Source organism: Terrabacter sp. P2_E3, from assembly GCF_056403915.1.
Genome location: NZ_JBFUEN010000012.1, coordinates 14915 through 37477, shown reverse-complemented (window position 1 = coordinate 37477; position 22563 = coordinate 14915). Strand labels below are relative to the sequence as shown.

The 22563-nt window shown below is 68.2% G+C and carries 21 protein-coding genes; 9 read left to right on the top strand and 12 right to left on the bottom strand.

The window, feature by feature from the left end; genetic code table 11:
- The first annotated feature begins 30 nt into the window (after positions 1-30).
- The 6 genes from AC1DW8_RS16645 to AC1DW8_RS16620 all read left to right on the top strand — a co-directional run bounded on the left by AC1DW8_RS16645 (position 31) and on the right by AC1DW8_RS16620 (position 5903).
- Positions 31-693 carry a hypothetical protein gene (locus tag AC1DW8_RS16645; RefSeq protein ID WP_478095228.1) on the top strand — a complete coding sequence of 221 codons (663 nt, stop codon included), beginning with the start codon at positions 31-33 and terminating at the stop codon, positions 691-693.
- A gap of 185 nt (positions 694-878) precedes the next feature.
- Positions 879-1469 carry a hypothetical protein gene (locus AC1DW8_RS16640; protein WP_056773909.1) on the top strand — a complete coding sequence of 197 codons (591 nt, stop codon included), beginning with the start codon at positions 879-881 and terminating at the stop codon, positions 1467-1469.
- A gap of 39 nt (positions 1470-1508) precedes the next feature.
- A complete protein-coding gene (locus tag AC1DW8_RS16635; protein WP_478095227.1) occupies positions 1509-2057 on the top strand; it encodes a hypothetical protein in 549 nt (182 codons plus the stop codon).
- Positions 2058-2199: 142 nt separating this feature from the next.
- Positions 2200-3969: a DEAD/DEAH box helicase gene (locus AC1DW8_RS16630; RefSeq protein ID WP_478095288.1), complete on the top strand. Its 1770-nt coding sequence runs from the start codon at positions 2200-2202 to the stop codon at positions 3967-3969.
- A 329-nt stretch (positions 3970-4298) separates the two neighbouring features.
- A complete protein-coding gene (locus tag AC1DW8_RS16625; protein ID WP_478095226.1) occupies positions 4299-5105 on the top strand; it encodes a helix-turn-helix transcriptional regulator in 807 nt (268 codons plus the stop codon).
- A gap of 60 nt (positions 5106-5165) precedes the next feature.
- The gene (locus AC1DW8_RS16620; protein WP_478095225.1) at positions 5166-5903 is read left to right on the top strand and encodes an AAA family ATPase; all 738 of its coding nucleotides are present in this window, start codon (positions 5166-5168) and stop codon (positions 5901-5903) included.
- Here AC1DW8_RS16620 and AC1DW8_RS16615 read toward each other — a convergent pair.
- The 11 genes from AC1DW8_RS16615 to AC1DW8_RS16565 form a co-directional block, all read right to left on the bottom strand.
- The gene (locus AC1DW8_RS16615) at positions 5897-6982 is read right to left on the bottom strand and encodes an acyltransferase family protein (RefSeq protein WP_478095224.1); all 1086 of its coding nucleotides are present in this window, start codon (positions 6980-6982) and stop codon (positions 5897-5899) included. The two genes, AC1DW8_RS16620 and AC1DW8_RS16615, sit on opposite strands and share 7 nt — an antisense overlap.
- A 135-nt stretch (positions 6983-7117) precedes the next feature.
- Positions 7118-8383, bottom strand: coding sequence for a hypothetical protein (locus AC1DW8_RS16610; protein WP_478095223.1), 1266 nt, complete (start codon positions 8381-8383; stop codon positions 7118-7120).
- A 167-nt stretch (positions 8384-8550) separates the two neighbouring features.
- Positions 8551-9471: a type II secretion system F family protein gene (locus AC1DW8_RS16605; RefSeq protein WP_056826541.1), complete on the bottom strand. Its 921-nt coding sequence runs from the start codon at positions 9469-9471 to the stop codon at positions 8551-8553.
- A 1-nt stretch (position 9472) separates the two neighbouring features.
- Positions 9473-11461, bottom strand: a complete 1989-nt coding sequence (locus AC1DW8_RS16600; RefSeq protein WP_478095222.1) for a type II secretion system F family protein — start codon at positions 11459-11461, stop codon at positions 9473-9475.
- Positions 11458-12855 (bottom strand): CpaF family protein, encoded by a 1398-nt coding sequence (locus AC1DW8_RS16595; protein WP_478095221.1) that lies wholly within the window; start codon positions 12853-12855, stop codon positions 11458-11460. Before AC1DW8_RS16595 ends, AC1DW8_RS16600 begins: the two co-directional genes overlap by 4 nt.
- Entirely contained in the window at positions 12852-14024 is a 1173-nt protein-coding gene (locus tag AC1DW8_RS16590) for a CpaE/TadZ family protein (protein ID WP_056773926.1), read from the bottom strand. Before AC1DW8_RS16590 ends, AC1DW8_RS16595 begins: the two co-directional genes overlap by 4 nt.
- Entirely contained in the window at positions 14021-14818 is a 798-nt protein-coding gene (cpaB, locus tag AC1DW8_RS16585) for a Flp pilus assembly protein CpaB (protein ID WP_056773929.1), read from the bottom strand. Before cpaB ends, AC1DW8_RS16590 begins: the two co-directional genes overlap by 4 nt.
- Positions 14819-14863: 45 nt before the next feature.
- Positions 14864-16138 carry a Tad domain-containing protein gene (locus tag AC1DW8_RS16580; protein WP_156415494.1) on the bottom strand — a complete coding sequence of 425 codons (1275 nt, stop codon included), beginning with the start codon at positions 16136-16138 and terminating at the stop codon, positions 14864-14866.
- On the bottom strand, positions 16126-16518 hold the full coding sequence (locus AC1DW8_RS16575; RefSeq protein WP_056773938.1) for a TadE/TadG family type IV pilus assembly protein: 393 nt from the start codon (positions 16516-16518) through the stop codon (positions 16126-16128). The genes AC1DW8_RS16580 and AC1DW8_RS16575 overlap by 13 nt, the downstream gene beginning before the upstream one ends.
- Positions 16519-16587: 69 nt before the next feature.
- The gene (locus tag AC1DW8_RS16570; protein WP_056773941.1) at positions 16588-16758 is read right to left on the bottom strand and encodes a Flp family type IVb pilin; all 171 of its coding nucleotides are present in this window, start codon (positions 16756-16758) and stop codon (positions 16588-16590) included.
- Between the two features lie 124 nt (positions 16759-16882).
- Positions 16883-17053, bottom strand: coding sequence for a Flp family type IVb pilin (locus AC1DW8_RS16565; protein WP_020145236.1), 171 nt, complete (start codon positions 17051-17053; stop codon positions 16883-16885).
- Positions 17054-17299: 246 nt separating this feature from the next.
- On the opposite strand from AC1DW8_RS16565, the gene AC1DW8_RS16560 reads away from it, so the two are divergent.
- Together AC1DW8_RS16560 and AC1DW8_RS16555 are read left to right on the top strand one after the other, a co-directional pair.
- Positions 17300-18469, top strand: a complete 1170-nt coding sequence (locus AC1DW8_RS16560) for a glycosyltransferase 87 family protein (RefSeq protein ID WP_478095220.1) — start codon at positions 17300-17302, stop codon at positions 18467-18469.
- A gap of 92 nt (positions 18470-18561) precedes the next feature.
- A complete protein-coding gene (locus tag AC1DW8_RS16555) occupies positions 18562-19860 on the top strand; it encodes a hypothetical protein (protein WP_478095219.1) in 1299 nt (432 codons plus the stop codon).
- Here the strand turns inward: AC1DW8_RS16555 and AC1DW8_RS16550 are convergent.
- Positions 19857-20984, bottom strand: a complete 1128-nt coding sequence (locus AC1DW8_RS16550; protein ID WP_478095218.1) for an acyltransferase family protein — start codon at positions 20982-20984, stop codon at positions 19857-19859. The two genes, AC1DW8_RS16555 and AC1DW8_RS16550, sit on opposite strands and share 4 nt — an antisense overlap.
- A 283-nt stretch (positions 20985-21267) precedes the next feature.
- Here AC1DW8_RS16550 and AC1DW8_RS16545 point away from each other — a divergent pair, with 283 nt between their 5' ends.
- Entirely contained in the window at positions 21268-22557 is a 1290-nt protein-coding gene (locus AC1DW8_RS16545; protein WP_478095217.1) for a hypothetical protein, read from the top strand.
- Positions 22558-22563 lie beyond the last annotated feature (6 nt).

The window sequence follows — 22563 nt, the reverse complement described above, 5'->3', positions numbered from 1 at the left end:
GGGCGACCGCATCACGCGAGAGGGGACGTCATGCCCACGAAGCCGAAGGCCGATCCGCCGGACCCGAAGCCCGATCCCGCGCCGGGTCCGGCACAGCCCGGGCCGGCGGAGCCGGACCCTGCGCCGGCGCCCGCGCCGGCGCCCGCGCCGCCGACCAGTGCCTCCGCGAGCGGTGCGAGCTGGCGCTGGCTCTTCTGGGCCGCCATCGCGATCGTCTTCGCCTACGTCGTGTTCGTCCTGCTCGCCTTCGTCCGCGCCGACGACAAGCTGCCCGAGACGGACTGGAGCCGGTCGGTCTACGTGCTGCTCGGTGTCGAGGCCCTCGCGTTCACGGCCGTCGGCTGGCTCTTCGGCCGCGAGGTGCACCGCGGTGAGGCGCAGGAGGCGCAGAAGCACGCCGACGAGGCTAAGCACGTCGCGACGCTTGAGAAGGACCGCGCCGACACCGCGAAGGACGCCGCAGCACAGGAACGTTCGCGGGCCGACGCCGCCCAGACCAAGGGCCGGATCCTCGCGAAGGCGGTCCACTCCCTCACGGAGCCGGACGCGACCGGCGGCGGTCCCGGCGGCGGTCCCGGCGGCGGGGACGAGAGGTCGCCTGCCGGCGGTCGCACCCGCGGCATCGACGGCCCGGCCGCCGGCTCGACGCAGGCACTCCGCAACATCGCCGACGACCTCTTCCCGTCGGACTGACGCCGGGTTTGTCGACGCGATGGCGTATGCCGCCCTCCCGCCGTCGGGCGCGTGAGGCCGGCTTTCGCGACCGTTTCGCCGACGAGCCGTCCGATCCGGTGATACAAAGCGGGCATACAGGGCATACGTGTCGTTCCTGAAACAGCCCGGGACGCGGCCGCCCCCCGCCACCACCCGGAGGATGCATGTCGCACGACGACGCCAACGCGTCTCACAGCCCGAGCCGACGCACGGTCGTCAAGGGTGCCGCCTGGACGATGCCCGCGGTGCTCGTCGCCGCGCCGGCACCGGTGGTGGCGGCGTCCGTGGCCCCGCTCACCTTCAGCGGATCCGCCTGCAAGCTCCCGGGCGGCTCGTCGGACACGTACAAGGGCTACGTCTTCGAGCTCGTCGCCACGAGTGCCGGCGGTTCCGACAACACGGTCACGGTCATCACCGGGGTGACCGTCGACGGGATCGCTGAGCCGCACTACGCCGTGTCGGTCAAGAGCGGCTCCTGCACGTGCTCCTCGTGCGGCAGCGCCCCGACGAACCACCAGTGGTGCACCCAGAGCGGCGCCGGCACGCAGCGGGTGCTGCTCTACACCGACGGAGCGGCGAGCGGCACGAGCTCCAACAGCGAGGTCTGCGTCACCTACACCCGCTACCGCTGCGACTGCTCGCCCGTGGTCGGCTCTCAGCCGGTCACGATCTGCAGCGGCCGGCGCTCGACGCCGCCGATCACGGGCGGCGGCGGCGCCTGCCGGATCTCCGACGTCTTCCCCCTGCCCGCCTGACCCACTCACGGACACCGGCCGGACCGCCGACGACGGCCCGTGCCGGCTGCTCTGCGACTGGCGGCTCTGTGTGTCGTGGCCGGGTCGCTCGGGGCGTGCGGCTCTGCCACCCCGCCACCCGCCTCGCGACCGCTCACGACGGGAGCGGGCGTCGTCGTCGAACCGCCCGCGACCGCTCCGTCCACGACACCCTCCGCGACACCCTCCGCGACACCCTCGGTCGCCGTCCCGGCCGACCTCACGATCCGACGGAAGACCTGGGGCGGCCTGTGCCCGGGCGGTCCCTGCGGCTCCAGCCTCGTCGTCACCGCGTCCGGTGCATGGGTCCTGAGCTCCGAGAGCGCCACGAGGACCGACACCCTCCCCCGGGCCGGCGTCGCGGCCCTGGCCCTGGCCGCGCGCTCCAGCCATCTCGACGCCGCCACCGGCACCCCGGACTGCGCCGCGAACCACGACGGCACGTCGGTCGCCTACTCCTGGACCATCGACGGCGTCACCCGATCGGCCTCCTCGTGCGACCACCCGATCGACCGCAGCGACCCTCTCGCGGTTCAGGTCGAGCGGGTGGCGCGGAGCATCAAGGCCTGACCAGATCGGTCAGCCGAGGGCGTCATCGCGACCGCTCCGCGGTGGGCTGGTTTCGGCGAGCGCTCGGACGCACTACCGTCGAGTGGTGAGCGAGCCGAGTGTCGAGTCCCCCGTCAACGAGTCCCCCGAGGACGGGCCGCAGATCGCGGACGCCGCTCCCGAGCCCGAGCGCGTCTCGTTTGCCGACCTCGGTCTCGACGACAAGGTGCTCAAGGCGCTGCGCGACGTCGGCTACGAGTACCCCTCGCCGATCCAGGAGGCGACGATCCCGGCCTTGCTCGACGGGCGTCACGTCGTCGGGCTCGCCCAGACCGGCACGGGCAAGACGGCGGCCTTCGCTCTCCCCATCCTCAGCCGGCTCGACCTCAAGCAGAAGAGCCCGCAGGCGCTGATCCTCGCGCCGACGCGTGAGCTCGCCCTGCAGGTCTGCGAGGCCTTCGAGCGGTATGCCGCCCACCTCAGGGGCGTGCACGTGCTGCCCGTCTACGGCGGGCAGGCCTACGGCGTCCAGCTGAGCGCGCTGCGCCGCGGCGTCCACATCGTCGTCGGCACCCCCGGCCGCATCATGGACCACCTCGAGAAGGGCACGCTCGACCTGAGCGAGCTGCGCTTCCTCGTGCTCGACGAGGCCGACGAGATGCTCAAGATGGGCTTCGCCGACGACGTCGAGACGATCCTCGCCGACACCCCGGACGACAAGCACGTCGCGCTCTTCTCCGCGACGATGCCCGCGCAGATCCGGCGCATCTCGAAGAAGTACCTCCAGGACCCGGTCGAGATCACCGTGAAGACGACGACGTCGACGGCGCCGAACATCACGCAGCGCTACCTCACGGTGAGCTACCCGCAGAAGGTCGACGCCCTGACCCGCATCCTCGAGGTCGAGAACTTCGAGGGGATGATCGTCTTCGTCCGCACCAAGAACGAGACCGAGACGCTCGCGGAGAAGCTCCGGGCCCGAGGCTTCTCGGCGATGGCGATCAACGGCGACATCGCCCAGAACCAGCGCGAGCGCACCGTCGACCAGCTGAAGTCCGGCAAGCTCGACATCCTCGTCGCCACCGACGTCGCGGCCCGCGGGCTCGACGTCGAGCGCATCAGCCACGTCGTCAACTACGACATCCCGACCGACACCGAGTCCTACGTGCACCGCATCGGGCGCACCGGCCGGGCCGGCCGCAGCGGTGACGCCATCTCGTTCGTCACCCCGCGCGAGCGCCACCTGCTCAAGGCCATCGAGAAGGCGACCCGCCAGTCGCTCACCCCGATGAACCTGCCCACGGTCGACGACATCAACGCGACCCGTCTCACCCGGTTCGACGACGCCATCACCGAGGCCCTCTCGACCGACAAGGTCGACTTCTTCCGCGACGTCATCGCCCACTACGTCAACGAGCACAACGTCCCCGAAGCGGACGTCGCCGCGGCCCTGGCCGTCGTGCTCCAGGGTGACGAGCCGATGCTTCTCGACCCGGAGCCGGTCCGTGCTGCGCGGACGTTCGACGACCGTGGCCCGCGCGACCGTCGTGACGACCGCGGTGACCGCGGAGGTCGGCCAGGTCGCAACGACCGGAGCGACCGCGGAGACCGGGGCGACCGGGGACCGAGGCGCGGCACGTCCGGCCCGATGGCGACGTACCGGATCGCGGTCGGCCGACGACACAAGGTCGAGCCGCGCCAGATCGTCGGCGCCCTCGCCAACGAGGGTGGTCTGGGGCGCCAGGACTTCGGGCACATCGACATCCGCGCCGACCACTCCCTCGTCGAGCTGCCGGCGACGCTGCCGCCCGGCACGTGGGACAAGCTGCGCTCGACGCGCATCTCGGGTCAGCTCATCGAGCTGAGCGAGTCGCAGGAGCGCGGCAGCCGTCCGGCGCAGTCCAAGCCGTACCGCAAGGGCCCGCGCGACTGACTCGCCCTTCCGGCCGCGTCGGCCCTCGGCGTCACCGTCCGGCCGTTGACAGCGGAGCGCTCGGTCGACGGGGCTCCCGACGGCGCACGGTGCGCTCCCCCCTGTGCAGCACACCCTGCCGTTCCGTCAGCCCGCGCCAGGCCCCCGGCTCCCTGAACGCCGACGAACCTCCACGAACTCGTCCAACCCCCACCCTCGTCGTGCCATTCTGAAGGCCGGAGCGGATCACTGTCGAGTGTCGTTTCAGACACCTTGACGGCGACCGCGCTCGGCTCTTCGCAGGGCTTCGGCTGACGGCGGCGGCACTCGCCCTCGTTGGAGGAGGAGACGTGGTGCTCAGTCGACAGGTGGCGTCCGCCGGCGTGGCGCGAGACCTCGCTGTGGCTGCCGCGCGCGGCGAGCCCTTGTTGCCGTTGCTGCCCGCCGTCGTCGAGGTCCTCCGAGCCGACACGGGCGTGGGGCTCACCCGCCTACGTCGGACCGGCCAGGGCATCGACGTGTCGGTGGATGTCGCCGGTTCGGCCCCGATCACGCCGGCCATGGGTCGCCTCGCCGCCGAGGTCGCCGACCGGCACCCGGCGATCCCCGTGCTGTCGACCGCCGGAGCGGTCCGGGTCAGCGACCTCGTCCCGATCAGGGACTTCTGGCACACGGACGTCTACGAGCGGATGCACGGACACGTCGGCGGGCGATACCCGGTGGCGATCATGCTCCACAGCTCCGCGACCGACGTCGTGTTCCTCGGCGCCCACCGCGGCACCGTCGACTTCAGCACGGAGGACCTCCTGCTGCTCGAGGCGATCCAGCGCCCACTCGTGGCGGCGCTGGCGTTCCGGGCCGCGCTCGACGAAGCCATCGCGGTGCTCAGCGACGACGGGATGGCGCTGAGCTGCGGCTCCCTCAGCGAGGACCTGGCGCCGATCGCCGCCCTCTGCGCCGCCTACCGCCCCACCCAGCGCGAGGCGGAGGTGCTGAGCCTCGCTGCCGCCGGGTGGACCAACCTGCGCATCGCCCGCCGGCTCGGCATCACCGAGCGCACGGTGCGCAAGCACCTCAGCTCCGTCTACGAGCAGTCGGGTCGCCGCGGCAGAGCCTCCGCCGCGGCATGGTGGGCGGCCCAGCAGGACCACGGCTGAGCGATGGCGTATGCCGTCCGCTCCGGCCCGCGCCCCCCGACCTTCTCGTAGGGTCGGCACATGGGGGACGACTGGACCGCACCACTGCCGGTGCGGCGCGTGCGACGGTCGACCGACGCCACGCTCACGGCCAACCAGTGGCCGGCGACCCTCGCCCCAGTCGCGCACGTCCTCGACGGAGGCCTCGACCTCGCGCCCGCGACGATCGTCGTCGGTGAGAACGGCACCGGGAAGTCCACGTTCGTCGAGGCGGTCGCGGTGGCATACGGCCTCGCTCCCGAAGGCGGCTCGACAGGCGCCCTGCACGCCACGCGTCCGACGGAGTCGCCTCTGTCACAGTCGATCTCACTGGAGCGGGGTGCGGGCGCCTCGAGGTGGGGCTACTTCCTGCGCGCCGAGACGATGCACGGCCTGTTCACCTACCTCGAGGACAACCCGTCGCGTCGCCCCGAGCCGCGCTTCCACGAGCTGAGCCACGGAGAGTCGTTCCTCGCGATGCTCAACTCGGACCGCTTCACCGGTGAGGGCTTCTTCGTCATGAACGAGCCCGAGGCCGGACTGTCGTTCCACGCACAGCTCGCGCTCGTCGGGGCCCTGATCCAGCTCGTCTCGCAGCCCGGCGTGCAGCTCCTCATAGCGACCCACTCGCCCGTCGTGGCGAGCCTGCCCGGTGCGCTGATCCTCGAGTTCGACGAGGACGGCATCCACGAGCGGGCCTGGGACGACCTCGACGTCGTCGACCACCACCGCCGCTTCCTCGAAGCGCCCGAGCGCTACCTGCGACACCTCCGCTACTGAGCCGGCGCGACCGTCTCGAGGGGGACGACGGGAGTGGGCCGCCCACCAACGGGGACCAAGCGACGCAGTCGCATCGACGGCCGCTCGACGAGCAGCCACGACGCCCATGCGACAGGCACGGTGATGGCGACGGACAACACCGCGAACCAGACCGAGCCGACTGATGCTGCGACCCCAGCGATGATCATCAGCTGCTGGAGCGGATAGGCGAAGAGATACAGCCCGTATGAGATGTCGTGACGCGTGCCGACGCGTAGCGGCAGACGCGCACCGAGCCAGAGCAGGGCAAACGCGAGCGGCAAGGGGGCGACAGCGAGGTAGAGCGTGTGGTTGGACGCCAAGCACCCAGTCACGACGCCCGCGGCGGCAACCGACATCCATGGCGACGACGGCAGCCGCTCGCGGATGAACCACAGCAGCACCCCCGCCGCGAAGAAGGCCCAGAGGCGGGCCAGGTCGGGGTCGAAACGTGGCGCGACTCCCGCGCCGAACTGCATCGTCGTCAGCACGGACAAACCGATCAGAATGCGGGATGCAGTGCGCGCCCCGAAGCCAGGCAAAGCCACGAGGAGTCCGAAGAAGAGGTATGCGCCGGCCTCGAAAGTGAGCGTCCAGAGCGGCCCGTTCCACAGACCCGCGTAGGGGACGCCGTGCGGGCTGCCGCCGATGCCGAGGATCGGCGTGACGAGCATGGAGTTCCATGTGACGTACTTGCCCGCCTCGTCCCATGCATACGGGGAGCTCGTGATCTTTGCGGAGACGGGCGCCACGACCAGAGCGGTGAACAGGAGAACCGCCCAGTAGGCGGGCACGATCCGTAGGGCTCTTCGCCAGAGATATGGCCGCATGCCCATCCTCGTGCGACTTCCGGTGATGAGGAAGCCCGAGATGGCGAAGAATCCGTCCACCGCGAAGCCACCGGCATACGGCATCGGTCCACCCGGACCGTGGACCAGCGAGTAGGAGTGCTCCAGGATCACGATCGATGCGAGAACGAGGCGCAGGGCGTTGAGGGCGTTGTCACCCCCAGTGAGACCCACGTGCAGTCGCTCGGCTCTCCCGCTCCCCCTAACTGGCATGGGGCCAGCGTGCACGAGCCACGACAACGTGACAGATGAACGCGAAATCCTTTGGTATCAAGGAGATTCGATAACATCCCAAATGGTCACGAATGGGACCCGCTCAGGGTCGACGCGCGATCTGTCGACCGCGCCTCATTCTTCCAGGAGGACGTAGTCGGCCGTCTGGCTCACAAGGTGCCAGACGCCGGAGGCACGCATGGCTGGAACGACGGAGGCGTCTGATGGCAGGACGGCATGGGTGCAGCCGACCTGGGCGGCATAGTCCTGCCAACCCGGCTCGGCGGCGACGAAGCCGAGGTAGGTCCTGATGCGCTCCACGGTGTAGAGCTCGACGCGGGTGTCCATCGTGGGACGCAGTCCGGGATGGCGGAGCATGAGCCACCCGCCGTCAGCCTGGTCGTTGCACACGACAGTGCCGGCAGGGAGCCGGTCGAGCGCGGCGTCCAGCCCGTTCGGTCCGATCCCGGGCGAAGCCGCAGCCACCGGGGCGAGGACGGCCGCCAGCACGAGGCTCAGGCCGCTCGAGAGCAGCACCGCGAGCCGCTCACTGCGCGGGACGGCGGAGCCGTTCTGTCGGGCCAGTCGTTGGAGTGCCAGGGCGGCCAACGGCGCCAGCACGACCGCGGCAAGCCCGGTGGTTCGGGACCACGTGACTGCGAGCACCAGGCCCAGGACAGCAAGCAGCGCGACCGTCCACTCCCCACGGCCGCGGACGACCTGGTCCACGACCACCACGGCTACGAGCAGCAACGCCGCGAGCATCCCCGGGCTAGTCAGGCCCGGGGCCTGCCACTCGTTGATCAGCCCGGTCACACCACTCACCTGGAAGGGCGAGATGAAGAGTCGAGGTCCCACAGGCGTCAAGGCACCGACGGCCACTGAGAGCACCGGCACCGCGGCGAGCCGCGCCGCCTCGCCAAGGGAGAGGCGTCGCTCGAGGAACATCCCGACCACGCCAACGCCACCGAGGACGGGACCGATGAACCACATGCCGTGGCTGCACGCCCAGAGCCAGGTGAGCGGTACGAGCCACCAGCGAGCACGTCCGTCCTCGCGGGTCAGGAGCCACGCGCTCGTCGTGACCGCTGCCAGAGCGAACGTGACGAGCTGGGGTCTGGGCGAGAGGCTCCCGCTCAGGGCGACGAAGGTCACCGCCAGAACGAGAGCCGAGACGAGGGCTGACGAACGGCGCCGGCACGCGGCATACACAGCGACGCCGACGAGCAGCGAGCCGAGGCAGAGCAGCCATGCGATGCCAGGGAGGCCGTATGCCGCGTGCGCCCCGTGCATGAGCACCTCGGGCAGCCACTGGTTGAGGATCCACACCTTCTCGGTCGCGGCGCCGAAGGGGTCATCGAGGACGAACTGCCTTGTCTGCGTGAGGTGCTCGCCAGCCACGATGTGCCAGTACGCGTCTGGGTCCTTGAGCGGTCCGAGCGGTTTGAGGGCGAACAGTGCAAGGACCAGGGCGGGCAGGAGCCAGCCGAGCCGAGCCGCCGGTGAGCTCGGCCCGTGATCTTGGGCCGCACCGGGCCTCGGGTCCGTGACAACGGCCACGGTGTCGGTCAGCCGCCGCTGAAGGCCTGCATCATGCGGATGCCGCCTGGGCCGATGATGACGATGAAGAGCGCCGGCAAGATGCAGAACATCAGCGGGAAGAGGATCTTGATGGTGACCTTCTGGGCCTTCTCCTCCGCCTTCTGGCGACGGACGAGGCGCATGTTGACGGTCTGCTCGCGCAGGACGCCCGCGATAGGCAGACCGAGACGGTCAGCCTGGACCAGGGCGGTAATGAAGTTCTTCACCTCGGGCAGGGTGACCCGGTCGCCCATCGAGCTGAAGGCCTCGCCGCGCGACTTGCCGATCTGGATCTCGGACAGGACGCGGGCGAACTCGCCGGAGATCGGGCCCTTGACGTTTCGCGCCACCTGGAGCAGCGCTGAGTCGAATCCCTGCCCGGCCTCGACGCAGACGCTGAGCATGTCGAGAGCGTCGGCCAGGCTCTTACTCGTCTCTTCCTGCCTGCGCAGGGCGACATTCTTGATGAGCAGGTCTGGAAGGAAGAAGAGGGCGGCACCGCCGATCACGGCGAAAAGGAGGGCATTGGGCAGCTGGAACTTGCCGTAGAAGGCCCCGAGGACGACACCGATCAGGAGGGCTGCGCCCTTGATGCCGAGGATGCGCTCGACGGTCCAGCCCGCGGGGTTGCCCGCTTGGTCAAGAAGCTTCGTGTATCGGTCGTCCGCGCCTCCCGGCGACAGCGCTCGGGCCAGACCCTTCGTGCGCTCGAGGATGGGTGCCACCAGCCGGTCCTTGGCCGCAAGGTCGGTCGTGACGACCTCACGACGGTCGACCGAGGCGTCGATAAGCATGAGGGACTTGGCCACACCACGTGGCTCACCACTGCTGAAGCTGACGCTCAGCACTGCCACGAGGACACCGACTGCGAAGAGGCCCGCGGCGACGTAGACAGGGTTCAGGTTCACGTCACACCTCGATCTTCACGACTTGACGCATCCAGACGATGCCGACACCAAGGGAGATGAGTCCACCGACACACATGAAGAGACCCACGGTCGTCGTCCACAGGAGGCTGACGTACTCGTAGTTGACGCGCGTCATGTAGATGAAGATGAAGATGGGCAGCGCCACGAGGATGTAGGCCGATAGCCGACCCTCGGCGGAGAGGGTAGCTACCTGCCGGTGGAGCGACTCCCGCTCCCGGAGCGTGCCCGCGGTCGTGCGGAGCGTGTCGGCGAGGTTGCCGCCGACCTCGCGCTGGATGCGGATCGCCATGACCGTCCAGTGCATCGAGGTGCTCTCCATGCGGTCGGCCACCCGCTCGAGGGCATCCGAGATGTCGGTGCCGATGCGCGTCTCTGCGAGGGCTCGGCTGAACTCCTTGCCCGCAGGCTCGGCGGCATCCCGGGCCACGGCGTCGAGGGCCTGCGGGAGTCCGAAACCACTGCGGAGGCTCGTCGAGATCAGGAGAAGGATCTGCGGCAGCTGGGCCTCGAACTTGCGGGCCCGTCGAGAGGCGGCGAAGCGCAGCCCGATTGGCATGATCAGCACGCCGAGGACCGCGCCGAAGATGAGGCCGACGACCTTCGCCTGCCCTGCGAGGACCAGGCCCAGAGCCATGGCGACAATGACGGCAACGACGCGGAGCACGAGCCACTCCCCTGCACGGAAGGGCAGGTCGGCTCGCTCGATGAGAGCCATCGTCTTGCTCGTCGACTTGCGGTCCTTCATGACGCGGTCGCCCATGTCGAGCAGCTGCGCCGTGATGGTGCTCTGCGCGGCCTTCATCTCCTGGCGCGAGAGCGTCACCGTGTCGCCGACGACGTAGGAGTCGATCGAGGCGACGCGGCGCTCGCGCTTGGTCTGGAGCGTCGGCATGAGCGATGTTGAGAGCACGACGAAGAGGGCCAGCGCGAGCAGGCCACCCGCGATGAAGGGCGTACGGTCCGTGATCGGGACCGGTCCCAGGCTGAGGCCCGCGGCCTGGGGCGCGGGGGCCGCGACCGGCGCGGGTGGCGACCCAGAAGGCCTCGGCGCCGTCGCCGGCGCCGCGAAAGTGACCTCCCGCGCGAAACCGAAGACGGTGCTGCCGGCGACGCCGGAGATCTCGTAACGGTGAAGACCGTTGAGCGGCTTGGGGATTGCTGACGAGAACTGGACCTGGCGGTTGAGGGCCTGCGCCGACGCCGCGAACGCAGCACTCACGCCGGCCGTGTTGTCGGCGGCCACGACGGTCCCGCCGTTGGTGTCGGCGAACGCCTGAAGAGCCTTCGTCGCCTCGGGGTCGTTCGTGTTGAAACGCACGACGTCGACGCGGATGCCACCGGCCTTGAGCTTCGCGACCGCGTTCTTGAGGGCGAGAGCCTTGTTGTCGGCCACGGTGTCGGCACCATCGCTGAGGAGGACGATGCTCCGGTCTCCCGTCCCGCTCAGCGCGGCTGCGGCACTCTGCATGGCGGCATACAGGCTCGTGTCGCCGCGCGAGTCGAGGCCATTGATGACCCGCTGGGCTGCAGTTCGGTCGACGGTCGGCGCCAGATCGACGCCCGCGGTGTTGGCAAAGGAGGCGATCCCGACCTTGACGTCAGTCGGCACCGTCTTGAGGTAGGTCGCCGACGCCTTGCGCACCGTCGACATGCCCTGGGCACCCATCGAGCCGCTCGTGTCGATGACGAGCATCGCCCGCCGGTCGAGCTTGGCGGCCTGCTTGACGGTCGCGGGGAACGGCTCGTCGTCGACCTTCAACTTCAGTGTCTTGGGGTCGAGCTGCACGTCCTCCTTGCTGCGCAGCGTGATGACGCCGGTGACGGTCGAGCCCGAGCCCGACGAGGTCGCCTTGACATTGCTGAGCCCCACGGAGACGTCGTCGGCCCTCGCGATCCCGGCAGGCAGGACCACCAGACCGACCACGAGGGCGGTCAAACCGGTGACGAGACGACGGGTCGAAGGGCTCACAGCGCCGACCGTGAGAAGAGGTTGACGGGCAGCTCGACACCCACGTCGGCGAGGTCTGAGGTGAACTTCGGGCGGATACCCGTCGGCATGAGGCCGCCGAGGAAGCGTCCGTTCTCGTCACGGCCGGCGCCGTAGTTGAAGGTGAAGATGTCCTGGAGCGTGATGACGTCCGACTCCATACCGACGACCTCGGAGATCGCGACGATGCGGCGCGTGCCGTCCTTGAGGCGCGACTGCTGAACGATGAGGTCGACGGCGCCGGCCACCTGCTCGCGGATGGCGCGGACGGGGAGCTCGACGCCGGCCATGAGCACCATCGTCTCGAGACGAGCGAGGCTGTCTCGGGGCGTGTTGGCGTGGACCGTGGTGATGGATCCGTCGTGACCGGTGTTCATGGCCTGGAGCATGTCGAGGGCCGCGCCGTCTCGGATCTCGCCGACGATGATGCGGTCGGGACGCATACGCAGCGTGTTCTTGACGAGCTCGCGGATGGAGACCAGACCGCGACCCTCGATGTTGGCCGGACGGGCCTCCAGTCGAAGCACGTGCTGCTGCTGGAGCTGGAGCTCGGCGGCGTCCTCGATGGTGACGATCCGCTCGTCGTGGGGCAAGAAGGAGCTGATCACGTTGAGGGTCGTCGTCTTGCCCGAGCCGGTGCCGCCGCTGATGATGATGTTGCGTCGGCCCTTGACGCAGGCGCTGAGGAAGTCCCGGACGTTCTCTGTGAACGTGCCGAACGAGATGAGGTCGCGGTCGGTGAACGGGTCGGCCGAGAACTTACGGATCGTCAGCATGGACCCGTCGAGCGCGATGGGCGGCACGACGGCGTTGACACGCGAACCGTCAGGCAGACGGGCGTCGACCATGGGACTCGACTCGTCGACACGACGACCGACGCGGCCGACGATCTTGTCGATGGTGCGACGCAGGTGGCTCTCGTCGGAGAAGCGTGCGTCGACGGGGAAGATCTTGCCGGCGCGCTCGATGTAGATGTCCTCTGCCCCGTTGACCATGATCTCGGAGACCTCTGCGTCACGCAGGTAAGGCTCGAGAGGACCGTGACCGAGGATGTCGTCGGAGACGTCCTGGGCGATCCGTGTGCGGTCGGCGTGCGAGAGCGGCGTCTGCTCGGAGTCGATGACCTCCTGCAGCGTGGTGCGCACCTGTGACGCGAGCTCGCTCTCGCTGAGGTTGGGGTCGTAGAGCCGTGGGCCGAGCGAGGCGACAAGGGCTTGGTGCACGCGCTCCTTGACGCCGGCAAAGGGGTCGACGCCGCGGCGGCGCACGGGTGCAGCGCCGTTCGTGATGCGGACCTGTCCGTTGGTGCTCGGCGCGGGCTCGTTGATCTGCGTCGACTGGCGGGCCCGCTCGAGGCGGTCGGCGAGGTTGCTCATCTCTTGCTCCCGAAGAGTCCGAAGCTGCGCTTGGCGCCGTTCTGCAGGTCCTCGCCGAACCGGCGGCGGATCTCGTGGTCGGCGAGGTCGCGGATCGCGAGTGACACGGGGTTGCGCGGGTCGTCGAGGACGAGCGCGACGCCGCGGTTGACCGAGGCCGGCACCGTGAGGCTGTTGGGCACGTTCGCCGAGATGGGCGCCTTGAGGGCGGCCTCGACGTCGTCGGGCTTGAGGCCGACCTTGGCGTCGGAGCGGTTGAGCACGATCGTGCGTGCCTCCCGCGAAGCGCCGAGCGTGTCGAGGGTGTTGATCGCGATGCGCAGGTTCTTGACCGCGGGGATGTCCAGCGTCGCGATGAGGACCGTGAGGTCGCTGACGTCGAAGGCCGCGAGGACGTGCTCGGTGAACGACGGCGGCGTGTCGACGAGGACATAGTCGTACTGTCCGCGCGCGACGCGGAGAAGTTCGATGATGACGTGTGATGGGACGCGGTCTGCGTCGGCCGGGTCTGCCGGCGCCGCTATGACGTCGAGTCCGCTCTCCTCGTGACGTGTGACCACCGACTGGACGCCCTGGTCGTCGAGGTGCCCGCTCATGGCGACGACGTCTCGCACCGAGCCATGCGGCTGGAGCTGGAGGCTGATCGCGACGTCGCCGAACATTAGGTCGAGGTCGACCAGAAGCGTTTTGGCTCCGACGGAGGCGAGATAGACGGCGAGGTTGGTCGACATCGTCGTCTTGCCGACGCCGCCCTTGGCGCTGAAGACGGTGATGATCTTGCCGTCACGCCCTCCGACTGTGGTCCCGTGGCCGCTGAGCTGCTGCGTCAGCGCAACTGACCGGCGAACCGCGTCGGCGAGCGCCGTCTGGTCGTCGGCCTGGACGACCTCGCGGACGCCGCTGCGCAGGGCCTGCGCAAGCGCTGTCACGTCGAGGCGGTGCCGGAGCAGGATGACGCCTAGCTCTGGACGGTCGATGCGCTCGCGCTCCGCGAGCTCGCACGCCGAGTCGAGGTCGATGTCCGGGCCGATGACGACGAGCGACTGGTTGCGGTCCTCCTCGAGGGCGCGGCTGACGCGCGGCGCCGAGTTGAGGTGGAGAGCGTCGCCGCCGAGGGCGAAGCGGTAGGTGTCGACCGCGGCAGGGTCGTAGTCCCAGAGGATCGTCATTGGCCACTCACCGCATCTCGCAGCTGGAGGTCGGTGACCTCGAGGGACGGGTCGACCTTCACGTCAGAGCCGCGCAGCGCGCCGTAGAGCTGCCGGTTGTTGATGCCGTGGATGAGGATCGGCGCATCCGCTGGCTTGATGGCCACAGTCACGAGGTAGTTGCCGCTTGCCCCGGCCGCCGTCGCCGGCTGGCCTTCGGCTGCCGGCTGCGCGGCCTGGCCTGAGAGCGGCGCGTCACCCATGGCGATGACGAGGACATCCGGGAGCAACAGGCTCGTCCCATGAATGTCGTTCTCGTTGAGGATCTTTGCCTCAGGAGTGTCCCGGAGATCCTTGATCTTGTAGCTCTGGTACAGCGCGATGTGAGACCCCGGTGTGACGAACTTGCCAACGCGGGCGGGGTCTGTGAGGGACAGCGAGACGGCAAGCATGCCGGTCGGGACCTCGATCGCCTTGGTGCCGGCAGGCGTCGTGCCGAAGCGGGCCGCGAGGAGGTACTCGCCCGCCGGGATGTCGGAGGTCGCAAGGAGGGCGTTGTTGTCCGCGTTGATCTCCTGAAGCGCTCCCACGGGGACGGCTTTGGCGCTCACAGAGGTCTGGGCGATGAGGCCAGTGCGCTGGGCGTCCTTGAGGGTCGTGCCGGCCGGGACCGGTTGCTGAGCCACCCAGACAGGTGCCGGCGAGGCCTCGGCGATGGCCCGAGCGTCGGCGTTGCGCGCGTACATAATGACGAGCGCACCGCCACCGATGGCGAGGGCCAGCGCCACGACGATGGCAAGAATGCGACGGTTCATGCGGAGATCCCCCCAGAGAAGAAGTTCATGGTGTTGCGGTGTGCGTCATCCAGCCGGCTTCACGATGGTGATGCCGTAGTTCGGGTTGGTCGTTGTGGGAGTCACGAAGTCGCCGGCCGGGATGAGGTCCTTGAGGAACCAGCCGGACAGGCATCGCTCCGAGTTGCTCGTGCCGCAGAGCGCATTCGGCGGCCTGATGCTGTTCTGGTCGCCCTTCGTCAGGCGCCAACCGCTGAGGTAGAAGGCCGCGAAGCCGGAGATGTGGTACCACGTGTTGCTGCCGCTACCGGCGTTGCACGGGTCGGTCGAGATCGGCTCACGACCCAGGTTGCTGGCCGCCTTGCAGTCGAAGACCGGCACGTAGATGACGGTGCCCCGCAGCGGGTTGAACACCGAGGTGTCGCAGCCGTCGGCGCCTGTGTCGCCATGGATCCACGTGGTGTCGCTGACGACACCGGTGCACGAGGTGATCATTCCGTCGAGCCACGCGAAACCGCCCGGAGCTGTACCTCCAGGGCTGGACGTGTCGCACGTCGTGTCGTTGCCCTTGGAGTAGATCGCGTTCTCGCTTGTCGGCCAGTCCGGTCGCGCGTCCGAGTTGGAATAGCCGGGCCACGTGCCGGATGGGCCGGATGGATAGTTGGTTGCACCGGGATAGCCAACCTGAGTGGCCCAGTCGCACTCCGACATCGCCAGTGGCAGAACGGTGAGCGAGGCCGGGCCGCCCGGACCCCAGGCAGCGCGGGAACAGGCGGTGTCCTTGGTTCCGCCGGTGACGGCCTGGGAGAAGATGCCCGGCAGGAGGGTGTTGTCAGAGGCACTCGACTTCGTCTGGACGTAGGTCTCGACGTATCCCAGATCCTTACCTACACCCGAGACGTAGTAGTCGCTCAGCGGAGGGCAGAGACCCAGATTGTTCAGTGCAGCAGTCTGTTGGGCTGCAGTAGCAGAGGACGAGGCGCATGCAGGCATGCCGGTGAAGGTGACACCTGTCGGGGGCCTCGCGCACTGGCCGTTCGTCCCGATCGCCGTGTTGAGCTGCGAGGCATTGTCAATCGCATTGGCGCTGGCGAGCGTGTTCAACGAGGTGACACTCGTCGTCGCGTTGCACGTCGTGGCGTCGTTGGCACACATCTGGGCGAGTGCCATGGATGTCGCGTCCGACCCGTTCTGAAGCTGGCGACGCTCGAACATGATGTTGCCGATGTCCGCGCTCAGGGCCAGAGCCGGCAGCGCGATGAACGTGACGACAAGAGCAGCCACCACCGCGGTGGCGCCCCGATCCCGTCGTCCGGCCCATATCCCGATCAGCCGCCGCATTTCATCACCGCCGTCGATGAGAGGACGTTGCCTGCGCCCCAGGTGCCGCCCATAATTTTGATGGCCGGCCCCATGACCAGCCACTGGAAGCTTGCCTGCGCGGTCACCGAGGCGTTGGTGGTGCCACACGTGACCATCCCGGGAAAGCTGAGGTCCGCCACGGGGATGCCGCCGACGGCGGCCTTGGCCCGGTCTTCGATCTGAGTGGTCGACAGCGTGCCTACCACGGCAGCGCGCACGCCCTCTCGAGCGGCGTTCGCTAGCTGGATCTGGTAGAAGTACGCCCGGCCGAAATCGACGATCCCGGCGATGATGAGAAACAGCACAGGGAGGACGATCGCGAACTCCACGGCCGATGCGCCGCGCTCAGTTCTGGCCATGCCAGATCGCCCTCCCCAAAGTTGTGCGGTTTCGTCCGTGGCCCCCCGGCGTGGACGTCGTACGAAGTGTCAGACCTGCGCTGCGACGTTGTTGAACGTCGTCGACAGGTTGTTGCCGAGCAGCGAGACGGCGGCGATGATCACGACGGCGATCAGGGCGACCATGAGGCCGTACTCGACGGCGGTCGCGCCGCGCTCGGAAGCGAGTCGGCTCTGGATCTTGGCAGCAAGCTTGATCATTCGATTCTCTCCCTGGTGATGAGGCACTACGCCCGAACTGTGTGAGTTGGAGCTCGTAGGACCCCTCCACGAGCGAGTCACGGGTGCGAAGCCGTACCCCCGGCCTCGCACCCGCGGTCGATGCTCAGACCTTGGCGGCCACGTTGTTGAACGTCGTCGACAGGTTGTTGCCGAGCAGGGAGACAGCAGCGATGATCACGACAGCGATCAGGGCAACCATCAGGCCGTACTCGACGGCGGTCGCGCCGCGCTCCTTGTTGAGCAGCGTCTGGACCTTGGCAGCAATCTTGGTCATGGTGAAGGGTTCCTCCCAGTGATGCAGGGCCACCCGAATGTGCCCCCCGCTGATCGGAAGAGTAGGCGGGCGCCGACAGCGTGTCTTGAAAATGCTTGAACTTCACAACACCTTCCCAATCTGCGCCTTTCGGACAGGGAGAGATGGCACGGTTGGAGACATCCTGCACCCGCCCGATCGGGGGTCCGAGAACCCCGTTCTGGACACGTGCAGTCGGATTTGATCGACCAGAAGTGGAGAGTATGTATGGCGGCCCAGGGCACGCTCATCGCAGCCAAACGCCGCCTGCGGCCACCGCCCGGTTCCGAGGTCGTCGTCGGCTGGATGGTCGTGGCCGCGGCCCTCTATATCCGCTGGAGCGCCTCTGCCACATGGAATTTCGTTGATCTCACCGACTTCTACTACGGCGGTGTGTCAGTTCTCGAGGGTGTCGACGTCTATGCGCCAAGACCAGGCGTCCTCGCCTTCAACTACCCTCCGTTCGCCGCCGTCGCGTTCGTGCCACTCGGCATCGTCGGGCTATCCGTGTCGAAGGTCGTCTTCACCATGGCGACCCTCGTCGCCTACGTCGTGAGCCTCGTTGCCATCCGGCGGGCCCTCGGTGCTCGCTGGACCACGACGATCCTGCTCGGGGCAGCAGGTCTGGCCCTCGAGCCTGTCGTCCGTACTCTGGTCCTCGGCCAGATCGGCATCATTCTCATGGGGCTCGTACTCGCTGATCTCTATCTCATGCCGGCGCGCTTCCGGGGTGTCCTGATCGGGCTCGCGGCAGGGATCAAGCTCACGCCCGCGGTCTTCGTCCTCTATCTCGTCCTTCGCCGCGACTGGCGTGGAACCGTCCTCGCGATCACCACTGGCACGGCAACTCTCGCCGTGGGCTGGCTTGCAGCGTCAGGCTCCTCGCAGAGGTACTGGTTGGGAGGCTTCGACAAGTTCGATCGTTTCGGCGATTTGGCCTTCTCCCCTGTGAACCAGTCCGTGCGGTCGTTCGTGTCGCGCGTGGCACCGGCAGCACCCGGGTGGGTCCTCTGGGTCGCGATCGCAGCGGCTGCCGCGGTGGCCTTCTCCGCCGCAGTCCTTCACCAGCGCCGCGGCTACTGGACCGGTGTGGCGCTCAGCCTGGCGGGCGCGACACTCTTACTCTCTCCCATCTCGTGGACCCATCACTGGGTCTGGGTAGTTCCGACACTCGGAGCCCTGGTCCACTCGCGTCGCCTCGTGGTCGCCGCGAGCATTGCACTCGCGTTCTACGTGGCCCCAATGTGGGCCGTACCAGAGACCGGACCTCTGACCGCCGGCCAGCTCCTTTTCGCCTACGCCTACCTCTATTGCGCGATTGGGCTATTGCTGGGTTCTGCCGCCATCGCCTTTGCGGACCTTCGACCGTCACTGTTGAGCCGAGTCGGGTCGCGATGACCAGGACATCCGCGGTTGAACGCCATGCAGGCACAGGCAAAGCCGCCCCCACGCCTACGCTCGTCGTTGTCGCCTTGGGTTTGGTCGGGTGCGTGATCGCATGGCTGTCCGTGGTCGGTTCCGATGCCCTGTGGCTGAGCGCTCTCGGTGACACGATCCGCGCCGATCGCCAGATTCCGGCAGGCGTGCCGTTCGCCGCTGCGCCCTCGCAGGGTTGGGTCAACACGACGGCACTCGGGCAGGTGCTCTTCTCGTTCATCCATGTCGCAGGCAGCCTCGGCGTCGTCGCGGCACAGGTCGTCGCAGTTGTGTGGACCCTCTGGATCCTCGTCTCGTCCGCCCGGCGTCGCGGTGCGCACGTGATCGGCCTCGTATCGATGCTGCTCCTTGTCCTGGTCGGTGGCGCCGCACCGTTGCTCATCGCGCGTGCACAACTGTTGTCGCTGGTGCCCTATGCCGCGTTGGTCGTCCTGCTGCGGTTGGAGCACGATCGCCCGTCGAGGCTCATCTGGGCGACCGTCCCACTCATCGCCCTGTGGGGAAACCTTCACGGCGCAGTACTGGTCGGCGTCGCGGTCCTCGGCTGCTACCTGGCCTTCTCGCGCCTCCGCTTCGATCCTTGGACGGCGGTCGGTGTGGGACTCGCCTCGCTCGCAGCTTCCTGTCTCAACCCCGGCCTACTCCAGGCTCCGCACTACTACCTCGGTGTCTTCGGCGGTGCCGCCACCAATGACGACTCCGGGATGTGGAGCCGGCTCAGCCTGTCCAACCCGTTCGACCTCATGCTGCTGGTGGCGGCGATCTGCTTGGCGTACATGACGTTTCGTCACCGTCGACCACTCTGGGAGTATGCCGCTTCGCTTGGCTTAGCTGGGGCGACCCTCGTCGCCGCACGCCACGGCATCTGGCTTCTGCTGTTCCTGGCCGTCCCCGCAGCCCTGGCGCTGATGACCCGGCACCGGCGCCCAGAGGAGGCACCGGCACGCAGGGCCAACTTGGCGCCCGCAGCGGCCTGCGTCGCCGGCATGATGGTGGTTGCCGGCCTGCTCGCGGCCCGAGCTCCGACCTTCCACGCTGCCGATGCAGAGGCGTCAAAGCTCGCTGCCGCCACGCGCGGGGGCGTGGTGCTCGTCTCCGAGCCACTCGCCGAGTCCATGGCCGCAGCGGGAGCCTTGGTGTGGGTGAGCAACCCGCTCGACGCGTTCGACCACGCCGACCAGACGGCATACCTCGCCTTCATGGACGGCGACGCGACAGGTGGAGCGCGCGGTTTCGCCCGGGCGGACGTCGTCGTCGCTCCACCCGCGTCACCACAGGCACGAGCGGCGGTGGCCAACGGCTTCACCGCCCGTCAGGTTGTCGGCGCGTACGTGCTTCTGCGTCGCGACTAGTTGGTCGCGATCACCGAAGGCCGGCTGACCAGCGGCACGGACTCCCCGACGCCTTCGGTCTCGGTGGCGCCGGAGGTGCGCACATCAGCCGCACCACGCAGTCGTCGCTCGAGGGGGCGCTCGACGACGACGTGGAGCACGAATGAGACGCCGACGACGGCGAGCATGACCAGCGCGCAGCCGAGCAGCGACCCGAACACTCCCGCGGAGACGAGCAGCGGCTGGGTGAACCCCATGACTAGCGGGTGCGCCATGTAGATGCAGAAGGACCACTGCCCGAGACTCACCAGAGTCCGGCTCTTCAGCGGTGACGGAGCACCGACGAGGTCAACATGGGCGTTGACCGCGATGAGCATCACGAGGCTCGGGACCATCGCGAGTGACAACGCCCACCGATCCTCGAAGCGGTAGCCGATGGCGACGGGGAGTACGAGCACGCTGAGGTAGGAGACGACGACGAAGACGCCGGCCCACCGCACTCGCAGCCGCGGCACCCAGCCACGCGTCATGGCCATGGCAGCCAGCGATCCCGCGACGAACTCGACCATCCGGAAAGCGGGAAGGTGAAAGAGCCACGCACCCAACTCGGGGTCGTGACGCTGCATCGTGACGCCAACGGCGAGCGCGACGGCGATGGACACTGCACCGACCACGAGCGGACGACGGACCCAGCGCCAGATCAACCGCACGAGCAACGGGAAGGTCGCGTAGAAGAAGAGCTCACACGACAGCGACCACGAGACTCCAGAGAAGGACCGCGCAACGGGATCGTCCGGCGACCATGCCTGCAGCAGGGCGAGATTCGCAGGGAGGGCACCCCAGTTTGGCGGCGGACTCCACGGCACCATCGCGAGTGCGATGAAGAGCAGATGCACGGGGTAGATGCGAGCGAACCGCCGTCGATAGAAGCGCGATGCGGTGGCGTCGATGTCCCACGAATACGTCAGCACGAATCCGCTCAGCACGAAGAAGAAGGTGACGCCGACGTAGCCGGCGGCCGCAAGACGTCCGACACCCCCCAGCCCGGGTGCAACCAATGACAGATGGAAGACCACGACAAGCAGGGCTGCGGCGAAGCGCAGACTCGTCAACGAGCGCAGGTGCGCACTTGGTCCAGCGTTCATGACTCCCCCAACCCGTGAGCGCCCGCCCACGACCACCGCGACCCTGGCCCCTCGCCCGCCGCCTCCCCGAGGCCGACCCTAGGGCTGTCGGGTCACCTTCCGAAGGGCATTTCCGAAAGGTCCGATTCGTCACTTCCTGGCTCGTTCGGGCCCCCGAGTCACCCAGCCGACTCACCAATCGTCCAAAGGAACGACGACGTCCGATTCGTCGCGATATCGTGACGCCGCGAGTGCCCCAACGGCGCTCCGGCCGCAGACCAGGCCACGAACGGGGACCCACCAGATGGCTCGACAGCAAGTCGGCGACCGGCTTCCGCGCTCCGCGAGCGAGTCAACCGGTCGCTCGGTCCCGTTCTCCGACGCAGCAGCAACGGCCTTCGTGGGCCGTTGGTGGCTCTGGCCGCTCGCCATCTACCTGACGACCCGCCTGATTAACGTGGCCATGATCGCGATAGCCAGCAACTCATCGCTCACGCTCGAGGAGTTCGTCGGGCTGGGTGGGCGCCACTTCGGCACCGACGCGGGCACGGCGCCGCCCGGCTACCTGACGGCAGTGACCCGATGGGACGGACAGTGGTATTGGGAGATAGCCGCACACGGCTACCCGTCGGAACTTCCGACCGATGCGTCTGGCAATGTCGAACAGAACCCGTGGGCGTTCTTCCCGCTGTATCCATTTGTCGTGCGCGGTGTCATGTTCGTGACTCGGCTCGACTTTCCCATCGCTTCGGTGGCTGTCTCGCTCACCGCGGGCGCCGTGGCGATGCTCCTGCTCTACCGACTCGTGGCTCGCCGACACGGCCGACTCGGGGGCATCATCGCTGTGCTGGCGATGAGCACCTTCATCTGCGCACCCGTGATGCAGATCAGCTACACGGAGGGTCTGGCCCTCACGTTCGTCCTCACGGTGATCACGTGCGTGACCCGCGAGCGCTTCTGGTGGGCGGCTCTCGCTCTCCTGCTTCTCGGGCTCACGCGCGGGGTTGCCGTGGCGTTTGCACCTGCCCTCGTGCTCTACGCGTACCTCCTCTGGCGGCAGGGGGCGCTGTCGCGGCGACGGGCTCTCCCACTCGCCCTTCTGGCGGTGTGGGCCGGGCTCGTCGGGGTCATCTGGCCGATCATCGTCGGTTTCGTCACGGGAGAACCCCGCGCCTACTTCCTGACGCAGCAGGCGTGGAACCCTGAGTTGAGGGCGACCCCGATCGCGCGCTTCCTGGAGCGGAACAGCGACGTGCCGGGTGGCTTCGTCACCGCCGCCGTCATCGCAGCTCTTTGGGCTCTGCTGCTGCTATGGCTCTTCACCGTTGGTCAGCAGGAGCCGATGCTGCGGGCATGGACGATCGCCTACATCGTCTACGTGCTGGCTGTCGTCGACTGGAACTGGAGCGCCGTCCGCTACTACCTGCTCGCGATCCCCGTCTTCTGGCCTCTGGTTCGCGCTGGCGTCCCTGAAGACCGGCCGCGCCAGCGAATCGCAGTTGCCATCGCGTTCGCCGTCATAGGCGTCGCGGCTCAGTGGTGGTGGATCCGCTACTGCCTCATCGTGTCTCGAGAGCTCGTGCAGGTGCCGTAGGGCCCA

Bases quoted from the DNA above. Each gene is read 5' to 3' on its own strand.
- AC1DW8_RS16645 (WP_478095228.1), top strand. From the start codon at position 31: ATGCCCACGAAGCCGAAGGCCGATCCGCCGGACCCGAAGCCCGATCCC.
- AC1DW8_RS16640 (WP_056773909.1), top strand. From the start codon at position 879: ATGTCGCACGACGACGCCAACGCGTCTCACAGCCCGAGCCGACGCACG.
- AC1DW8_RS16620 (WP_478095225.1), top strand. From the start codon at position 5,166: ATGGGGGACGACTGGACCGCACCACTGCCGGTGCGGCGCGTGCGACGG.
- AC1DW8_RS16615 (WP_478095224.1), bottom strand. From the start codon at position 6,982: ATGCCAGTTAGGGGGAGCGGGAGAGCCGAGCGACTGCACGTGGGTCTC.
- AC1DW8_RS16595 (WP_478095221.1), bottom strand. From the start codon at position 12,855: ATGAGCAACCTCGCCGACCGCCTCGAGCGGGCCCGCCAGTCGACGCAG.
- AC1DW8_RS16590 (WP_056773926.1), bottom strand. From the start codon at position 14,024: ATGACGATCCTCTGGGACTACGACCCTGCCGCGGTCGACACCTACCGC.
- cpaB (WP_056773929.1), bottom strand. From the start codon at position 14,818: ATGAACCGTCGCATTCTTGCCATCGTCGTGGCGCTGGCCCTCGCCATC.
- AC1DW8_RS16580 (WP_156415494.1), bottom strand. From the start codon at position 16,138: ATGCGGCGGCTGATCGGGATATGGGCCGGACGACGGGATCGGGGCGCC.
- AC1DW8_RS16575 (WP_056773938.1), bottom strand. From the start codon at position 16,518: ATGGCCAGAACTGAGCGCGGCGCATCGGCCGTGGAGTTCGCGATCGTC.
- AC1DW8_RS16570 (WP_056773941.1), bottom strand. From the start codon at position 16,758: ATGATCAAGCTTGCTGCCAAGATCCAGAGCCGACTCGCTTCCGAGCGC.
- AC1DW8_RS16565 (WP_020145236.1), bottom strand. From the start codon at position 17,053: ATGACCAAGATTGCTGCCAAGGTCCAGACGCTGCTCAACAAGGAGCGC.
- AC1DW8_RS16560 (WP_478095220.1), top strand. From the start codon at position 17,300: ATGGCGGCCCAGGGCACGCTCATCGCAGCCAAACGCCGCCTGCGGCCA.
- AC1DW8_RS16550 (WP_478095218.1), bottom strand. From the start codon at position 20,984: ATGAACGCTGGACCAAGTGCGCACCTGCGCTCGTTGACGAGTCTGCGC.
- AC1DW8_RS16545 (WP_478095217.1), top strand. From the start codon at position 21,268: ATGGCTCGACAGCAAGTCGGCGACCGGCTTCCGCGCTCCGCGAGCGAG.